This is a genomic window from Streptomyces sp. NBC_01283 (assembly GCF_041435335.1).
Lineage (GTDB): Bacteria > Actinomycetota > Actinomycetes > Streptomycetales > Streptomycetaceae > Streptomyces.
The window spans coordinates 8,809,521-8,826,728 of sequence record NZ_CP108430.1 but is presented as its reverse complement, the minus strand read 5'-3'; the positions used below and the strand labels follow the sequence as shown (position 1 = coordinate 8,826,728).

The window sequence follows — 17,208 nt, the reverse complement described above, 5'->3', positions numbered from 1 at the left end:
CCTCGCACCCTGCCGGGTCAGGTCACGCGGCTGCGTGGGAGCCGCCCGCCCCCGCACCGCCCGCCTCATGGTGGATCGGCGACCCGGAACCGGTCAGCGGAGCCCCCGTACCGCCCCGGCGCGCCGCGACGATCTCGGCCGCTATCGACAGGGCGGTCTCCTCCGGGGTGCGGGCCCCGAGGTCGAGCCCTATCGGGGAGTGGAGGCGGGCCAACTCCTCTTCGGTGACGCCCACTTCCCGCAGGCGCTTGTTGCGGTCCTCGTGGGTGCGGCGTGAGCCCATCGCGCCGACGAACGCGACCGGGAGCCGCAGGGCCACCTCAAGGAGCGGGATGTCGAACTTGGCGTCGTGGGTGAGGACGCACAAGGCTGTGCGGCCGTCGGTCGCGGTGTCCCTGAGGTAGCGGTGCGGCCAGTCGATCACGATGTCGTCGGCCTCGGGGAAGCGGGCCCGCGTGGCGAAGACCGGACGGGCGTCGCACACGGTCACGTGGTAGCCGAGGAACTTGCCCGTGCGCACCAGGGCCGCGGCGAAGTCGATCGCACCGAAGACGATCATGCGGGGCGGGGGCACGCACGACTCGACGAACACGGTCAGGGGCTCGCCGCAGCGCGATCCGCTCTCCGAGACGTCGAACTCGCTGGTGCGGCCCGCGTCCAGCATCGCGCGGGTCTCCCCCACCACCGTCCGGTCGAGGTCCGGGTGCCCTTCCAGACCACCTTCGTACGAGCCGTCGGGGTGGACGAGCACGACCCTGCCGATGAGTTCGGCGGGGCCCCGGGCCACGCGGGCGAGCGCCGCGGCGTCCCCGCGGGCGGCGGCCGAGATCGCCGCCGCGAAGACCTGCCTGCCCGGCGCGTCCGCGCTGAGCGGCGTGACCAGGACCTCGATGACGCCGCCGCAGGTCAGGCCGACCGCGAAGGCGTCCTCGTCGCTGTAGCCGAACCGCTCGCGCACGGTCATGCCGTCCTGGAGGGCCTGGACGCACAGCTCGTACACCGCTCCCTCCACACAGCCGCCGGAGACCGAACCGATGACCGTGCCCTCGCTGTCGACGGCGAGAGCGGCGCCGGGCGGGCGCGGCGCGCTGCCGCCCACCGTCACGACGGTGGCGACCGCGAAGTCCCGGCCCTCCTCGACCCAGCGGTTCAGCGTGTCGGCGATGTCAAGCACCCGGGGCTCCTCCCGCGTTCAGGACACGGTCGGGACGGATGGGCAGATGGCGGTGGCGTACGCCGGTCGCGTGCCAGACCGCGTTGGCGATGGCCGCGGCGGCCCCCACGATGCCGATCTCGCCGATGCCCTTGATGCCGACCGGGTCGTCCTCGTCGGTGTCCTCCACCCAGTCCGCCTCGATGACCGGCACATCGGCGTTGGCGGCGAAGTGGTAGCCCGCGAAGTCGGCGCCGACGTGGCCGCCCGTCGCCTGGTCCCGGTGGGCCTCCTCGTGCAGGGCCATGGACAGGCCCCAGATCATCCCGCCGACGAGTTGACTGCGCGCGGTGAGCGGGTTGATGATGCGGCCCGCCGCGAAGATGCCGAGCATGCGCCGTACCCGCACCTCGCCGGTGGTGACGTCGACGGCGACCTCGGCGAACTGCGCGCCGTAGGAGTGCCGTTCCTTCTGCGCGAGGGCTCCGACGGCCGCGGCGGTGCTGGACCGCACGGTGATTCCCTGCGGCGGAATGTCACCGCCCAGGGCCAGTTGCTCCCGCAGGTCGGCCACCGCCATCCTTACGGCCCAGCCCCAGGAGCGGGTGCCCATCGAGCCGCCGGAGATCGCCGCCGGGCCGAAGTCGCTGTCCCCGATGCGCACCTGGACGCGGTCCTGGGGCACTTCAAGGGCTTCCGCGGCGATCAGGGTCAGCGCGGTCCGTGCTCCCGTACCGACGTCCGATGCGGTGATCCGCACCGTGAAGGTGCCGTCGGCCTCCGCCGTCACGGCCGCCGTGGACGGCGAGACGATCACCGGGAAGGTGGCCGCCGCGGTGCCGGTGCCGAGCAACCAGCGCCCCTCGCGCCGCAGGCCGGGACGCGGGTCGCGGTCCGCCCAGCCGAACCTGCGGGCCCCCTCCTGGAAGGCCGAGAGCAGATTGCGGCTGGCGAACGGCAGCCCGGAGACGGGGCCCACGTCCGGTTCGTTGCGGGCGCGCAGCGCGACGGGGTCCACACCGCACCGCGCGGCGAGTTCGTCGAGCGCGGACTCCAGCGCGAATGATCCCGGAGCCTCGCCGGGAGCGCGCATGAAGGTCGGCGTCGGCACGTCGAGGCGCACGACGCGGTTGACGCTGCGGTGGGCGTCGGATGCGTACATCGGACGCCCGAACCCGGCGCTCCCCTCCACGAATTCATGGACCGTCGACGTGAGGCTGTGCGCCTGGTGGTCGACGGCGCGCAGCCGCCCGTCCGCGTCCGCGCCGAGCCTGACGCGCTGGGCGGTAGGGCTGCGGTAGCCGGTGAGCGAGAACAGCTGGCGGCGGCTGAGGACGACCCGGACGGGCCGGTCGAGCAGCGTCGCCGCCATCACGGCGGCGATCTGGTGCACGCGTACGCCCTTGGAGCCGAAGGCGCCGCCGATGTGTTCGGAGCGCACCCGGACCGAGGCCCGGTCGAGCGAGAACAGCTTCGCCAGCTCGTCCGCGATCCACATGCTGCTCTGGTTGGAGTCGACGACTTCGAGTCGTCCGCTGTCCCAGCGCGCCATCGCCGCGTGCGGCTCCATCGAGCCGTGGTGCTCTTCGGGCGTGGTGTACTCCTCGTCCACGACATGCGCGGACGCGGCGAGTTCGGCCTCCAGGTCGCCCTTCTCCTTCAGCGTGCCGTCGCCGTCCGGCGTGTACGTGCCGGGGTGCCCGGCGGAGAACGCGACGTCGTGCGGCTCCTCCTCATACCGCACCACCAGCGCCTCGGCGGCCTCCCTGGCCTGCTCGGAGGTCTCGGCGACCACCAGCGCCACCGGCCAGCCGACGAAGGGCACCCGGTCGTGCTGGAAGACCTCGAAGATCGGATCGGGGGTGCCGACGATGCTGACGTAGTCCGTGTCCACGCGCGGCGCGTTCCCGTGGTGCAGGACGGCCAGGACACCGGGCATCTCGCGTACGGGGTCCGACTCGACGGAGAGGATCCGGCCCCGGGCGATGGTGGACAGCACCAGCCAGCCGTGGGCGAGTTCGGCGAAGGGGATCTCTCCCGCGTACCGGGCCGCGCCGGTGACCTTGTCCAGGCCCTCCACGCGGGTGTACGAAGCGCCGACGGTGCCCGACGCCGCGCCGGACGGGGTCGTCTTGGTCCGCGCCGTCATCGGGCGGCCTCCTCGGTGAGCTCGGTCAGCAGGGCGACGACGAGGTTGCGCATCAGCGTCACCTTGTAGCCGTTGTCGGGCAGGGGCTTCGCGGCGGCCAGCTCGGCGTCCGCGGCGGCCGCGAACGCTTCGGCGGTCGCGGGGCCGTAGGTCAGGGCACGCTCGGCCTCCCGTGCGCGCCACGGCCGGGACGCGACCGCGCCGAAGGCAAGGCGCACTTCGTGGACGACGCCGTCCCGGACGTCGAGCGCCGCGGCGATCGAGCCGATCGCGAAGGCGTACGAGGCGCGCTCGCGCACCTTGCGGTAGCGGGAGTGGGCGGCGATCGGGGCGGCCGGCAGCGTGACGCCGGTGATGAGCGCGCCGGACGGCAGCGCGGTCTCCAGGTGCGGGGTGCTGCCCACGGAGAGATAGAAGTCCGCGAGCGGCAGTTCGCCGGTGCCCTGCGCCGTCTCGTACGAGATGACCGCGTCGAAAGCGGTGAGCGCCACCCCCATGTCGGAGGGGTGGACGGCCACGCAGTGCTCGGTGGCGCCGAGGATGGCGTGGTTGTGGTGCTCGCCCTCGATCGCGGGACAGCCGCTGCCGGGGGATCGTTTGTTGCACGGTTTGGACAGGTCTGCGAAGTAGCCGCAGCGGGTGCGCTGGAGCAGGTTTCCGCCGACGGTGGCCATGTTGCGCAGCTGGCCCGACGCGCCGGCCAGGACGGCCTCCGCCAACGCCGGGTAGCGGCGCCGCACTTCGGGGTGGGCCGCGAGGTCGCTGTTGGTGACGGTCGCGCCGATCCGCAGCCCGCCGTCGTCCGTGGCCTCGATGCGGTCGAGGGGCAATTCGCGTACGTCGATGAGCAGTCCGGGCCGTTCCACGCCGGTCTTCATCAGGTCGACGAGGTTCGTGCCGCCGCCCAGGAAGCGCGCGTCGGGGTCGGTGCCGAGCAGCGCGACCGCGCCGGGCACGTCGACCGCCCGCTGATAGCCGAATTCCCTCATGCCACGGCCTCCGCAGCCTCGGTCTCGGCGGCTGCCGCCCGCGCGACCGCCTGGACGATCGACACGTACGCGCCGCAGCGGCACAGGTTGCCGCTCATGCGCTCGCGGATCTCGTCCGCGCTGAGCTCGGGGACGCCCGCTTCGGGCCGTACGTCGGTGGTCGCGGCGCTGGGCCAGCCGGCCGCGTGTTCCTCGATGACCGCGATGGCCGAACAGACCTGTCCCGGCGTGCAGTAGCCGCACTGGTATCCGTCGAGGTCGAGGAACGCCTGCTGCACCGGGTGCAGCCGGTCCCCGTCGGCCACGCCTTCGATGGTGGTGATCTCCCGCCCCTCGGAGGCGACGGCGAGTTGCAGGCAGGAGACGGCACGGCGGCCGTCGATCAGCACCGTGCAGGCGCCGCACTGCCCTTGGTCGCAGCCCTTCTTCGTGCCGGTCAGATCGAGGCGCTCGCGCAGGGCGTCGAGCAGGGTGGTGCGGTGGTCGACGGGCAGCGTGTGCTTTTCGCCGTTGATGTTCAGCGTGATGGCGCTGGACGTCGTTGGGGCCACGATCAGCCTTCTTTCACTTCTGTCAGCTTTTGCCAGCTTTTTTCACGTACGAGCGTGAACGTCATGCGGGGGCTCCCGGAGGGAGGAGTTCGAGAGGGGGTGGCACCGTGCGTCAAGGGGGTCGGCTCGGGGCATCTGTGGCGTGGGCGGCGAGGGAGAGGTCCACGGCCCTGTCGGCCGACCTCCCCACCGGCCGCGCCTGCCGGTATGGTGACCCTAAGCGGACAGCTGTCCGTTAGCTTCAGAATTTAACGGACAGTTGTCCGCTTAGCAAGAGTGGCCCGGGCCGCGATTCTCGGGAGGAGGACGAGTGCATCAGAAGAAGGACGTCTTGCGCTCGGACGCGCAACGGAATCGCGAGCGCATCCTGGAAGTGGCGCTGGCCGAGCTGACGCACTCGGCGGACGCCCCGCTCAGCACGATCGCCAAGAAGGCGGGCGTCGGCCAGGGGACGTTCTACCGCAACTTCCCCAACCGCGAGGCCCTCGTCCTTGAGGTCTACCGCTACGAGGTCCAGCAGGTCGCCGACACCGCCTGCCAGCTCCTCGACACGCGCGCCCCCGACCAGGCCCTGCGGGAGTGGATGGACCGCCTCGCGCAGTACGCCATGGCCAAGGCGGGCCTCGCCGACGCGATGCGCAAGGCCACCAGCACCCTCGGCACGCTGGCCGGGGTGGGCCATGGGCCGGTGACCTCCGCGGTCACCCTTCTCCTGAAGGCGAACGAGGAGGCGGGCACCATCCGCCCCGGCCTCACCCCCGACGACTTCCTGCTCGCCATCGCGGGCCTCTGGCAGATCGACCCGCACGGCGACTGGCAGTCGCGCGCCGGACGGCTCCTTGACCTGGTCATGGACGGACTGCGCGCAGGAGCACCCGGGCACTGAGCCTGCGTACGGTCATCGGGTCCGGGTCCGGGTCCGGGTCAGCGGGCTCGGACGCTCCTGGTCAGCGGCCCCGCGACGCACGCGGCGGCGACCAGGATGACGAAGGCGACCATCAGGGCCGTGGTGGAGCCGTGCACGGAGGCCGCCGTGGGAGTGGCGTCCGTGGTGGACGCCAGGTACGAGGCGGTGGCGCTGGCCGCGATCGTATTGAGCAGGGCGGTGCCGAGCGCGGCTCCCAGTTGCTGGGAGGCGTTGTAGGCCGCCGCGGCGGCTCCGATGTCGTGCGGCGGCACGTCGGCGGTGGCCAGGCTCGCGGTGGGCGGCAGGACGCAGCCGAGGCCGAGGCCGGTCAGGATCAACGCGGGCACCAGGTACAGCGGAAAGACGTCCGTGCTCTGCGACGTCAGGCGAGTCAGCAGGAACATCCCCGCCGCCGCGGCCAGCAGCCCCGGCACGATCAGCACGGCGGGCGCGACACGTCCGTGGAGCCTCCCGGCGACCAGTGTCGCGCCCACCAGAGCGGCCACGGCGTTGATGATCAGCGTCAGGCCCGACTCGACGGGTGAGTAACCGAGGACCGTCTGCGTGTAGTAGCTCATGAACAGGTAGAAGCCGAACATCGCGACGAACAGCAGGGTGATGGAGACGAACGCCCCGGCGCGGGCACGGTGCACGAGCACACGCATCGGAAGCAGCGGGCGCGGCGCCCGTACCTCGACGGCGGCGAACGCGGCGAGCAGCAGGAGGCCGCCCGCGAGCAGGCCGAGGACCTTCGGCGACCCCCAGCCGAGCGGCTCCGCCTCGTTGAAGGCGTACACGATCGCGGCGAAGCCCGTGGCGCTGAGCAGGGCGCCCGCCACGTCGAGCCGCCCCTCGCCCCTGACCGGCCGGTCCCGTGGCACGAACGTCGCGCCGAGCACGGCGAACAGGGCGACGGGGACGTTGACGTAGAGGCACCAGCGCCAGCTCGCGTACTCGGTGAGCAGGCCCCCGGCGACCAGGCCGACCGCCGATCCCGCCGCGCCCACCGCGGCGAACACGCCGAAGGCCCGGCCGCGTTCACCCGGCTCGGTGAAGGTGATCGTCAGCAAGGAGAGACCCGCGGGTGCGAGGAGCGCGGCGAACACCCCTTGCAGGGCTCGCGCCCCGAAGAGCATCTCGGGGTTCACTGCCGCCCCGCCGAGCGCGGACGCGGCGGCGAAGCCGATCAGGCCGACGAGGAACGCACGCCGGTGACCGAGCACGCCGCTGACCCGGCCGCCGATCAGCAGCAGTCCGCCGAAGGCCAGCGCGTAGGCGGTGATCGCCCACTGCCGGCTCGCGTCGGACATGTCCAGTGCGCTCTGCGCGGAGGGGAGAGCGATGTTCACGATGGTGCCGTCGAGGACCACGAGGAGCTGGGCCGCGCTCACCGCGAGGAGCGTCCACCAGCGTGGCCGGGCGGGGGCGCCGCGTCCCCTCGTCTCCTTGGCTTCTGGGGCGTCGGCGCACAGCTCTGCCCCGGTCAGTTCGTCATCTGCTGGATTCATGACTTCAAGTGTTTCGTTGAACTCGCCCCGGAGACTTTCGGCTACTTCGCGTCTGCCCCGCGGGCGTATCACGCTGTGAACCCTCAAGCCCCGGTTCCACCCCGCCGTGACAGAATCGCGGCCTGAACAGCGGCAATGAGGGTGTGAGCGCAGTGAGACGGCGGACCAGGACCGGCACATGGGACCGCTTCGTGGCGTCGGACCCCGGACTTCTGCGGCTGATGGCGGGGCTGCGGACGGTCGGCGCGATCGCGCTCACGCTCATCGTCCTCGCGCTGCTCGGCACCGACGTGACGCACATGGTCGCGGGAGCCATGACCGCGATGGTCTCCACCTTCGCCATCAAGGAGAAGGAGGTGCGCGGCCAGGCGATCACGCTCGCGCTCGGGCTGCCCGTCGCGATCGCGGCGATCTCCCTGGGCGCGCTGCTGCACGACCAGGTCATCGCGGGTGACATCTTCTTCGTCGCGCTGATCTTCGGTGCCGTCTACAGCCGCCGGTTCGGCGACCGGGGTACGGCCCTAGGCCTGATCGGTTTTCAGGTCTACTTCGTCTCGCTGTTCGTGGGTGCGAGCACGTCCGCCCTGCCCAGCCTGTATCTGGCGCTGGCCGTTGCCTTCGTGTGCAGTGCCGTCGTACGGTTCGCCGTCGTGCCGGAGACTCCCGGGCGTGATCTGGGGCGGCTGCGCGTCGCCTTCAGGGCGCGGCTCGCGCAGCTCGTGGCCACGCAGATCGAGCTCCTGGACGCCACCCCGGAGCAGTTGGAGAAGGTCCTCGCCGAGCTGCGGCGCGGCACCTCCCGGCTGCACGAGACCGCCCTGATGATCCAGGGCCGCCTGGAGGAGGGCACCCCCGACGCGGCCACGGCGACGCTGGTCCAACGCCGAGTGGCGGACGCGGAGATCGCCGCCGAACGCCTCGGCGTACTCCTCCTGAACGCGCGCAGCGCCGAACGCGCGGACACCCTCACCCTGCACCTGCCGTACGCGCCCGTGCCGGCGACCGGAACGCGCATCCGCGCCGAGGACGACGCCACCGTCACCCTGCGCAGGGACCTGAAGGCGCTGCACCTGCTGGTCGGCCGCCCGGTCGCCGACGACAAGGGCACGGCACTGGCCCACGTGCGCAACCGGCTGCTCGGCTACCGCGACGAGGACAACCTGCCGCGCGCGTCGATGGCCGTCCAGGACGTCTTCCGCGGCATCGGTGAGGCGGCCCGAGCCGTCCTCGGCCTGCGGATCGCGCTCGACGGGCCCCAGGACGAGTCCGACGACTCCCCCGCGACGACCCGCTCCCGCGAGGAGTTCGACGCCGAGGACATCGCGATCGCCGGTGCCGAGGACATCGCCGAACCCGAGGAGGACGACCGCACCGGGCTGCGGCGCCCCACCACGCGGGCCGCGTTCCAGGTCTCGGTGGGCTCGACCCTGGCCATCATCGGCGGCGAGTTCCTCTCCACCCAGCGCTGGTACTGGGCGGTGCTCACCTGCTGGGTGGTGTTCCTCAACACGGCGTCCACGGGCGAGATCCTGGTCAAGGGGTACCGACGGCTCCTGGGCACGGTGCTCGGGGTGGTCGCCGGGGTGGCGCTGGCGGGTCTGGTCGGCAATCACACGTGGATAGCGTTCGCGCTGGTCCTGCTCTTCATCTTCGCGATGTTCTTCACCGCTCCCCTGTCGTACGCGCTCATGTCCTTCTTCGTCACGGCGATGCTGGGCCTGCTCTACACGCTCCTGAACACCTACAGCCTCTCCGTGCTCTGGCTGCGCATCGAGGAGACGGCGCTCGGAGCCGCCTGCGGCATCATCGCGGCGGTCCTCGTGCTTCCGGTGCACACCGACCGCCGCACCGACGAGCTCCTGAACACGGTCCTGACCCGGCTCGCCGACGTCATCTCCGCGTCGGTGGAGCAGCTCAGTGGCGGTCCGGCGGCCGATCTCCTGGACAAGGCGCGGGACCTGGACACCGCGCTCGACGATCTGCGTGCCTCCATCCAGCCGTTGACCCACCCGATCACCCCGCTGCGGGGCCGCCGCAGGACCGCCCGCTATCTGGTGGCGCTCCTGGAGACCTGCGCCTACCACGCCCGCTCCCTGGCGGCGACGGCCGAGCTCGTGCCGTACAGCAAGAACGTCGCGGCGGATCCGCGTCTGGAGCGGGCCGGTCTGCGCATCGCCCACAACATCGAGGTCATCGCCGCCTACGTGGAGGACGACAAGGCCACGGGCGAGGTCGAGTCGGGTGCGAGCATCGCCTCGATGCTGGAGGCCGAGGGTTCCGGCGCCCCGCGCTCGGGCACCGTCACCTACCGCGTGCTGCGCCATCTGCAACGCCTGGACGAGGGTGTGGTGGGCCTCGCGCGACCTCTCGACGTGCCGGTCGCGGGACGGTCGGGGAAGGCCGCGCGGGTCTGACCACCGCATGCTCAGGAGGCCACCAGCTCGGCCGCGAGCTGAGCCTGCGTCAGTTCGCGGGTCAGTGGCGGCCGGACGATGTCGTCGACATCGCCGGGCGTACGTGCGCGGCGCTCCGGAGCTGAGCCGCCGCGCAGAGGTCCGTCGGCGGCGGTTCAGTCCAGCAGCCGCGAGCGCAGACGCTCGATCAGGGGGTCGTCGACCCCGAGCTGTTTGACCGCGTAGTCGTGCACCGAGCCGTAGGTGGCGGTCAGGTCGGCCAGGAAGAGGCGCATGATCTCTTCGGGCGCTCGTCCGTAGCCGGGCCAGTTCAGGGCCCGGCCCGGGTGGGCCGCTTTCCAGTCCGCGATCAGCCGTGCCGTGGCCAGCTCCGTGAGGGCGAAGTCCGCGGCGATGTCGTCCTCGTCCACGCCGAGCAGCGCGAGGACGAGCGCGGCGAGCAGCCCGGTGCGGGTCCTTGCCCGAGGCGCAGTGGAAGACCTGCGGGGTGCTGCCCGAGGCGATGACCTCCAGGGCCTGGTGGAGTTCCTCCGCGCCGTCGAGGGCGACTTCCGCGTAGCGGTCGGCGAGGTAGCGCCACGGGTCGAGGCCGGGGTCGATCTCCGCCTGGTCGTAAGGCCGGTGCTCCACGCTGAGGTTGACGTAGGCGAGTCCCTCCGCCTCGGGCACCCGCCCCTTGGCCTCGATCTCCCACGGGTAGCGCAGGTCGATCACGGTACGGACGCCCAGCGAGAGGAAGCGGTCCCAGTCGGCTCCCCGCAGCTTGGCGAGCGAGTCGGCGCGGTACAGACGGCCCCAGCGCAGCGTGCGCCCGTCAGCGGTCCGATAGCCGCCCAGATCCCGGAAGTTGTGCAGGTACTCGAAGTCTATGTGTCGTCTCACGTGCGAAACCCTACGGTGTGGAGCCCGTGAAGAACCTGCGCCCACCCCGGCACCGGCAGGGACTCCAGCAGGAACGCAGCCGCCTCCCGCAGGGGAGCGGGGATGCCGGGACTCCTGAACAGATGGGACGCCGTCCGCCCAAGCGTCTGAGTCGTCCGTACGGACCCGATGCGGGCGGCGCGGGGAGCGAGCCCGGCGATGAGACCCTCCGCGTCTCTCCAGGCTCCGGCTCGTGCCAGTGCGGAGAGGAGCTGCGCGGTGAAGAGGTTCCGGTAGGCGGGGCCCGGCGCGGTGGCCACCTCGTACAGAAGGGGAATGGCCTGGTCCCATCGGTGCAGCCGGGCCAGGACCCAGCCCCGGTGGCCGAGCAGCTCGGTCGAGTCGATCCACCAGGCCCAGGGCGGATCGTGGCGCGAGATGCCGTCGAGGAACCGGCTCCGGGCGCGGACCATCAGGTCCATGGGCTCGCGGTGGCCGCCGAGCAGGGCGATCGCGTGCGCCTGGCGGATCATGACGAGGCTGCTGACCCTGGCGGGGAGCGCTCGCGTCCCGTGTACGCGGGCCGCGGCCTCCAGGGCGGCACGCGGCGCTCCCGTATGGGTCTTGAGCATGCTGTCGTTCAACAGGACGAAGCGGGCGGTCCAGCGGTCACCGCAGATCTCTGCCAAGGCCAGCGCCCGTGCGTTCATCCGGTGGGACTCGCGGTAGAGACCCGCGTCGAAAAGGATCCACCCGATGACTTCGCACAGCTCGGCGAGGGCCGCGAGCCCCTCACTGCTCCGCGCACGGAGACTCCCGGGATCGGCGGACAGCTCCGGGACGCGCCGCAGGGCCGCGCGAACGGCAGGCATCGCGGAGACCGCGCCGGTCGTGGCGTCGAGGGCCACGAGACGCTCGGTGGTGCGCAGCGACAACTCTGGGGTGCGGAGGGCCGAGGAGCTCACCCCACCATGATCCGCCATCCGCCGACGCCACCGCCAAGGGGTTATGTCCCCGCTGCAGAGTCAGCGCCGCGGGGTCAGCGATACACCTCGGTGGAGTGCGAACGGCCCACATCGCGGACGACTTCCAGGGCCAGTACGCGGTCGAGGTGGGCGAACGTCTCGAACTTGGCGCCGCTCGGCACGTCGACGGCCGCCTCCAGATCGCCGAGCAGCCGCAGCACCGCCGGGGTGTCGAGGCCGTTCTCCAGGGCGGCGCCGGCTCGTTCCACGAACACGGCGGGCATCGCCTTGGACGGCTCGTCGGCCCAAGCGGCCACGGCCTTGCGCCAGTTGGCCAACTTCTCGCGGGCGGCGTCGACGGCCTGCGCGGAGACGTCGACGGGTTCGTGGTGCGGGTGGCTCAGCAGGAGCAGCCGCAGGGCGAGCGCGTCCCGGTCCCCTTCACCGGCTGCCCCGCCCGTGGTGGTGGCCTCGCCGATGTGGAGCGACAGACCGCCCGCGCCCTCGTATGTACGGCTGGTGAGGTGGACGGTGGGCGGCCCGCCGAGCGCTTCGGCGATCTCGTCGGCGGTGCCGTGGGCGTCGGCCGGACGGATACCGGCAGCGTCGGCCGAGGCTGCCGGTGGGCACGTCCACCCGATGAGGACGGTCCGGCCGCGCAGCTCCACGACGCGGGCCAGCACATCCGCGACGAGGAGCACGCGCAGACCGGTCAGGTCGTCCGGGTCGTCGGCCGACGGCGCATGGGCGCACATGCGCAGCGGTCCGATCCCGGCCAGGTCGTCAACGATGCTCAGCACACCTCAGAGACTAGGCGTACCGCTCTTCGATTGGCACCTGGCGGGAGCGGCCCGGCGCGCGTGTTCTGCCTCAGGCCGGTCCGACCCCGCCCGTGCAGGCCGCGCCGGGCTCAGGAGTCTGCTTCCCCTGGACGTACTTGCCCAGGAACTGCTCGACCCGCGGGTCGGACGCCTTGTCCACGGTGAGCTGGCGGCCCCATGCGGTGAGCGTGAGGGCGGCCTTCTGCTCCTTGACCGGGCTCATCAGCGTGTAGGGCGTCGCGCTGACCTTCTGGCTCAGCGTCTTGATGTCGCCGGTCGCCGCCTTTTCGTTGTACGTGATCCAGACGGCGCCGTGTTCCAGTGAGTGGACGGCGTTCTCCTGGCCCAGCGGCTTGTCGTACACATCTCCCTGGCAGTTGGCCCACGCCTGGCTGTGATCGCCGCCCGCCGCCGGGGTCATCGGGTAGTCGACCTTCTTCGTGACGTGATCGCGCCCGAGCTTCTTCGCGTCCCACGACTTCTCCCCCTGGACGGGGGCCTGCGCGACGGCGTTTTCCTCGTCCTTCTTCTCCGACGCGTCGAGCAGGACGTACGAGCCGAATCCGGCGACCCCGGCCAGTACGGCCACACCCGCGGTGATGGCGATGACACGGTTGCGGCGGTCGCGCGCCTGCTCGGCGCGGCGCAGTTCCTGTATGCGGGCCTTGCGTGCGGCGGAGGTCGCGGCCTTCTTACCTGTCTTGGAGGTGCCCATGTCCGGGAATGTCCTTGTCCCCACCGCGCCCATGGCACGGCGGTGCTGATGGTGCGTGAGGTGATCGGCGGGAGCGCGCGACCGCGACCGTGTCCGAGACCGGACGACGGATGCGGCGACGCGGAGGTCCGGCCTAGGTCCTCTGCACCTGAAGGACGTGGAGGTCCGGGGCGTGCCGGTGAACGGGCGCCCGCGGTACGGGATGTGCGGCGAGCGAGGGCGCGGAAAGGCCCGCCTCGCCCAGCGTCGTCGGCACGGACGGTTCGGGGGCCGGGAGCGCGATCGCCGCTGCGTGGGTGGCCGAAGCGCACTCGTCCCGGGGAGGACAGCTGTGGCCGGTCGAGGGGCCGGACGAACGGCCGGGCGAGGCTCCTTCGGCGGGTGCCGAGCCACCGCCGCCGGCCGTGGGCGTAGGCATGGGCGTGGCCGCGAGGGACATCACGTCGCGGGCGCCCCGCTCGTCATGATGCGTCGAGGAGCCGAAGCACACGCACAGGACGGCCAGCAGGGTGGCCAGGCCGACCCCGAACACGGCGCAGCGCGCGGCCGTCCGCCGCACCCCGTGCACCGTGTCCAGCAGACCTGACGCCATGGCCGCAGATAGTAGCCGCTGCCCGATCAGCGCCGGGGCTCAGGGCGGTGCCGCCCCCACGTGAACCCCGGAGCCCGGTCGCTCGCTCAGACCCCGTGGTGCGCGAGGACCTTGTGCGGATCGGGGGCTCCGGGCAGGACCGCCGGGTCGGCGTGCACCAGCGCCGCGGTCAGCTTCGGCACCGCGTGCAGCAGGGCGTGCTCCGCGCCGACCGCTACCTCGTGCGCCTCCCGCACGGTCAACTCCCCGTCCACCACGACCGCCACCTCGGCGCGCAGCCGGTGCCCGATCCAGCGAAGGCGCAGCTCGCCGACGCCCCGTACGCCGGGGACCGTCAGGAGCGCCTCCTCCGCCGCGTCGACCAGGGCCGGGTCGACGGCGTCCATCACCCGGCGGAAGACCTCGCGCGCCGCGTCCCGCAGGACCAGCAGGATCGCCGCGGTGATGAGCAGGCCCACGATCGGGTCGGCGAGCCGCCAGCCCAGGGCCGCGCCGCCCGCGCTCAACAGGACGGCGAGCGAGGTGAATCCGTCCGTCCGGGCATGCAGACCGTCGGCCACCAGGGCGGCCGAGCCGATCTCGCGGCCGACGCGGATGCGGTAGCGGGCGACCCATTCGTTGCCGATGAAACCGATGACAGCAGCGATGGCCACGACCCAAAGGTGTTCCAGGGCACGGGGGTTGAGCAGCCGGTCCACCGCCGCCCAGGCCGCGAAGGCGGCCGAGGCCGCGATCGTCAGGAGGATGACGATGCCCGCGAGATCCTCGGCGCGGCCGTAGCCGTAGGTGAAACGGCGGGTGGCGGCTCGTCGGCCCAGGACGAAGGCGATGCCGAGGGGGATCGCGGTCAGCGCGTCCGCCGCGTTGTGCACGGTGTCGCCCAGCAGCGCGACCGAGCCGGTGAGCACCACGATCCCCGCCTGGGCCACGGCCGTCACGCCCAGGACGGCCAGCGAGATCCACAGCGCGCGCATGCCGCGCGCGGATGTTTCCAGCGCCGTGTCGACCTTGTCCGCGGCCTCGTGCGAGTGCGGCTTCACCAGGTGCCCGACCTTGTGCCGCCATCGGGCCAGCCGCCCACCGCCACCGGACTCATGGCCGTGATCGTGGCCATGAGCATCGTGGCTGTGGCCGTGTGCCTGGTGGTGCTCGTGCGAAGGGTGCGGGTGTCCGTGCTGCTGACTCACGACTACGGCCTTCCGACGCGGGACGGAGAGTGGACACCACGAGGTGCCCGCACCCATTATGTGCGTATGAGCGCACGCATGCACCTATCACCTGCGCACGATGCGCACCCGCAAGATCCGGGCGCCGAGCACTTCACACACGCGGCCGAGGTCCTCGGCCTCCTCGCCGACCGCACGCGCCTCACCCTGCTGCACACCCTCGGCAAGGGCGAGGCCGATGTCATGACGCTGACCGCCGCGTGCGGCGCGGCCCGCCCGGCGGTCAGCCAGCACCTGGCCAAACTGCGCCTCGCAGGGCTCGTGTCCGTACGCAAGGAAGGGCGACGGATGATCTACGGCCCGCCCGACGGGCACCTGCGCCGGGTGGTCGACGAGGTCCTGAACCTCGCCGACCATCACCTCAGCGGCGCGGACACCCACGACTGAGCGGGCGTCAGGCGTAGGTGCGCCTGCCGCGCCGGTGGGCGATCTCCCCCAGCACGATGTCCACGGCGAGGAAGGCCGCCAGCGGGATGCCGAGCAGCGGCACGAAGTAGCCGAGCACGGCGACCGCGGCCATCAACGGGACCAGGACGTACGCCGGGACGTTCTGCCACGCCCCGCGCGGCAGCGGACGCCCGAAGGAACTGCCGCGCCCGCGCTGCCACCACATGCGGTATCCCCACACGATCATCAGGATCAGACAGAGGGTGAGAGCGACGAGGGCGATCTGATTGGCGAGCCCGAACAGTGTTCCGGTGTGTGCGTCGATGCCCCAGCGGGTCAGCTTGGCGAGCACGGGGAAGTCGGCGAACCTCAGCACCTCGGTGACTTCACCGCTTGCCGGATCGACGGCGACGGAGTCCTGCTTCTCGGGCCAGCTGCGCTGGATCTGCCGGACGACGTACGCGGACGACGCGTCGGCCGGCGGTACGACCTCCACCGGGTTGGAGAGCCCCTCGGCGCGGGCCGCCTTCAGGACGGCGTCGAGCCCCGCCCCGCCACCGCCGACTCCGCCACCCGGGCCTGATCCTCCGTGGCCCGCATGTTCTCCGCCGCCCGCGGCGGCCGCCGTCACCTCCGGCGTCGTCTGCCCGATGGCCTCGCGCAGGTCGCCGACACTCTGTCCCGCATACGTCGACCAGGTGAGCCCCGTCGCCGACAGGAAGATCAGACCTGCGGCGGCCCACACGCCCACCGAGCCGTGCAGCGAGAGCGTGCGGCGACGGCCGGTGGTCCCGCGCAGCTTGCGCTGGGAGCTCCGCCGCGCGAACCACAGCACCAGACCGCCGCCCGCGATCACCCACAGCCAGCTCGCGGCGAGTTCGCTGTAGAGCCGGCCGGTCTCGCCCAGGTGCAGATCGCGGTGCAGCTCGTCGATCCAGGTGCGCAGCGGCAGCGCGCCGGTGGAGCCGTACTGCTCCAGCGCGCCCCGCACTTCGCCGTTGTACGGGTTCACGAACACGGCGAGGGTGTGGTCGGCGTCCACGCCCGGGGCTCCGGACAGCAGCACGCGGGTCGTGGCGCCCTCCTCGGGGGAGGGCCGCACGGCGCTGACCGTGCCCTCGGGGTGCGCCTTGCGGGCGGCGGCCACCTGTTCCGAGATCGGCAGTTCGGTCTTGTTCTCGCCGACGGGCACGCTGAGTTCGTGGGAGTACACGATCTTCTCGGCCTGGTACGAGCAGGCGTACAGGAGTCCCGTGGTGGCGGCCACGAGCAGGAAGGGCGCGATGAGCACTCCGGCGTAGAAGTGCAGTCGCAGTACGAGCGGACGCAGCGACGCCCATCCGGCCCGTCCTGCGGAGGGCGGCGCCCCCTGGGTCTCCTGCCCGTCGTCCGGGGCGAGGAGTGTGGGTTCGGCGGACATGAGCTGCTCTCCTGGATGACTGGATGGCGGTGGTGCGGATCGGCCGGATCGGGCCGGTGCAGGAGTCGGCCGGCGGGACGGAAAAGTTCCCGGTGATCCGCATGAACCGTGTGGTGCGCACCACAGAGGCAGCGACCGGGGGGCGGGAGAGGCACCCGGGCAGTGGACGGAGGGCGGCTCGCCGTCGTGGTTCGCTCCGCGGTGCCCGATCCGGCAAACTGCCCGGATGGACTATGAGTTCTGGAACGACATCCACACCCGCGGCGGCATCTCCGCGGTCAAGAGCGCACTGGAGGAGCTGGCCGAGCGCGGCTCCGCCGAGGACGTGGACGCCGCGATGGATCTGGCCTGCCAGGTCATCGCCGACGACACCGCCCGCCTGCAGGCCCGGGCGGACCAGGCCGAGGCCAGACTGCGGATGCTGACCGACGAGGCGCGGGAGGTGGAGCGGCAGGTCGACGCGCACGCCGCCGCCGAGGGGTCCGCCGACGCATCGGGGCGCGCGGAACGCGACTGACCGCCACCGGGCGCCGGGCGACCGAGCCGCCCG

At 72.0% G+C, this 17,208-nt stretch carries 15 protein-coding genes and 1 pseudogene; 4 read left to right on the top strand and 12 right to left on the bottom strand.

The annotated features are described in order from the left end of the window. Window positions 1–22: 22 nt before the first annotated feature. The 4 genes from OG302_RS39865 to OG302_RS39850 are packed head-to-tail and all read right to left on the bottom strand — an operon-like array spanning window position 23 to window position 4,842. A complete protein-coding gene (locus OG302_RS39865; RefSeq protein ID WP_371749627.1) occupies window positions 23–1,174 on the bottom strand; it encodes an XdhC family protein in 1,152 nt (383 codons plus the stop codon). Next, complete coding sequence (locus OG302_RS39860) at window positions 1,167–3,302, bottom strand: xanthine dehydrogenase family protein molybdopterin-binding subunit (protein WP_371749626.1); 2,136 nt, start codon at window positions 3,300–3,302, stop codon at window positions 1,167–1,169. Before OG302_RS39860 ends, OG302_RS39865 begins: the two co-directional genes overlap by 8 nt. Then, window positions 3,299–4,291 (bottom strand): xanthine dehydrogenase family protein subunit M, encoded by a 993-nt coding sequence (locus tag OG302_RS39855; RefSeq protein WP_371749625.1) that lies wholly within the window; start codon window positions 4,289–4,291, stop codon window positions 3,299–3,301. The genes OG302_RS39860 and OG302_RS39855 overlap by 4 nt, the downstream gene beginning before the upstream one ends. After that, a complete protein-coding gene (locus OG302_RS39850; RefSeq protein WP_361841723.1) occupies window positions 4,288–4,842 on the bottom strand; it encodes a 2Fe-2S iron-sulfur cluster-binding protein in 555 nt (184 codons plus the stop codon). Before OG302_RS39850 ends, OG302_RS39855 begins: the two co-directional genes overlap by 4 nt. Window positions 4,843–5,152: 310 nt before the next feature. Between OG302_RS39850 and OG302_RS39845 the strand changes: the two genes are divergently transcribed. Continuing rightward, window positions 5,153–5,728, top strand: a complete 576-nt coding sequence (locus OG302_RS39845) for a TetR/AcrR family transcriptional regulator (RefSeq protein WP_371749624.1) — start codon at window positions 5,153–5,155, stop codon at window positions 5,726–5,728. Window positions 5,729–5,766: 38 nt separating this feature from the next. Here the strand turns inward: OG302_RS39845 and OG302_RS39840 are convergent, their stop codons facing one another. Continuing rightward, window positions 5,767–7,257, bottom strand: a complete 1,491-nt coding sequence (locus OG302_RS39840; protein WP_371749623.1) for an MFS transporter — start codon at window positions 7,255–7,257, stop codon at window positions 5,767–5,769. Window positions 7,258–7,478: 221 nt separating this feature from the next. On the opposite strand from OG302_RS39840, the gene OG302_RS39835 reads away from it, so the two are divergent. Further along, entirely contained in the window at window positions 7,479–9,671 is a 2,193-nt protein-coding gene (locus OG302_RS39835) for an FUSC family protein (RefSeq protein WP_371750374.1), read from the top strand. 155 nt (window positions 9,672–9,826) lie between these two features. Here the strand turns inward: OG302_RS39835 and OG302_RS39830 are convergent. From OG302_RS39830 to OG302_RS39805, 6 genes and pseudogenes are all read right to left on the bottom strand, one after another. Then, window positions 9,827–10,553 (bottom strand): annotated as a pseudogene (locus OG302_RS39830) (tyrosine-protein phosphatase). Then, entirely contained in the window at window positions 10,550–11,497 is a 948-nt protein-coding gene (locus OG302_RS39825) for a DNA-binding protein (RefSeq protein WP_371749622.1), read from the bottom strand. Before OG302_RS39825 ends, OG302_RS39830 begins: the two are co-directional and overlap by 4 nt. A 74-nt stretch (window positions 11,498–11,571) precedes the next feature. Next, entirely contained in the window at window positions 11,572–12,297 is a 726-nt protein-coding gene (locus OG302_RS39820) for a hypothetical protein (RefSeq protein ID WP_371749621.1), read from the bottom strand. 70 nt (window positions 12,298–12,367) lie between these two features. Then, on the bottom strand, window positions 12,368–13,033 hold the full coding sequence (locus tag OG302_RS39815; protein WP_371749620.1) for a DUF3105 domain-containing protein: 666 nt from the start codon (window positions 13,031–13,033) through the stop codon (window positions 12,368–12,370). Window positions 13,034–13,166: 133 nt separating this feature from the next. Then, window positions 13,167–13,625, bottom strand: coding sequence for a hypothetical protein (locus OG302_RS39810; RefSeq protein ID WP_371749619.1), 459 nt, complete (start codon window positions 13,623–13,625; stop codon window positions 13,167–13,169). An 86-nt stretch (window positions 13,626–13,711) separates the two neighbouring features. Then, entirely contained in the window at window positions 13,712–14,812 is a 1,101-nt protein-coding gene (locus OG302_RS39805) for a cation diffusion facilitator family transporter (RefSeq protein ID WP_371749618.1), read from the bottom strand. A 66-nt stretch (window positions 14,813–14,878) separates the two neighbouring features. Here OG302_RS39805 and OG302_RS39800 point away from each other — a divergent pair, with 66 nt between their 5' ends. Then, on the top strand, window positions 14,879–15,238 hold the full coding sequence (locus tag OG302_RS39800) for an ArsR/SmtB family transcription factor (protein ID WP_371749617.1): 360 nt from the start codon (window positions 14,879–14,881) through the stop codon (window positions 15,236–15,238). Between the two features lie 7 nt (window positions 15,239–15,245). Here the strand turns inward: OG302_RS39800 and OG302_RS39795 are convergent, their stop codons facing one another. After that, window positions 15,246–16,658, bottom strand: coding sequence for a PepSY-associated TM helix domain-containing protein (locus OG302_RS39795; protein ID WP_371749616.1), 1,413 nt, complete (start codon window positions 16,656–16,658; stop codon window positions 15,246–15,248). A 226-nt stretch (window positions 16,659–16,884) separates the two neighbouring features. On the opposite strand from OG302_RS39795, the gene OG302_RS39790 reads away from it, so the two are divergent. Continuing rightward, window positions 16,885–17,175 carry a hypothetical protein gene (locus tag OG302_RS39790; protein WP_371749615.1) on the top strand — a complete coding sequence of 97 codons (291 nt, stop codon included), beginning with the start codon at window positions 16,885–16,887 and terminating at the stop codon, window positions 17,173–17,175. Window positions 17,176–17,208 lie beyond the last annotated feature (33 nt).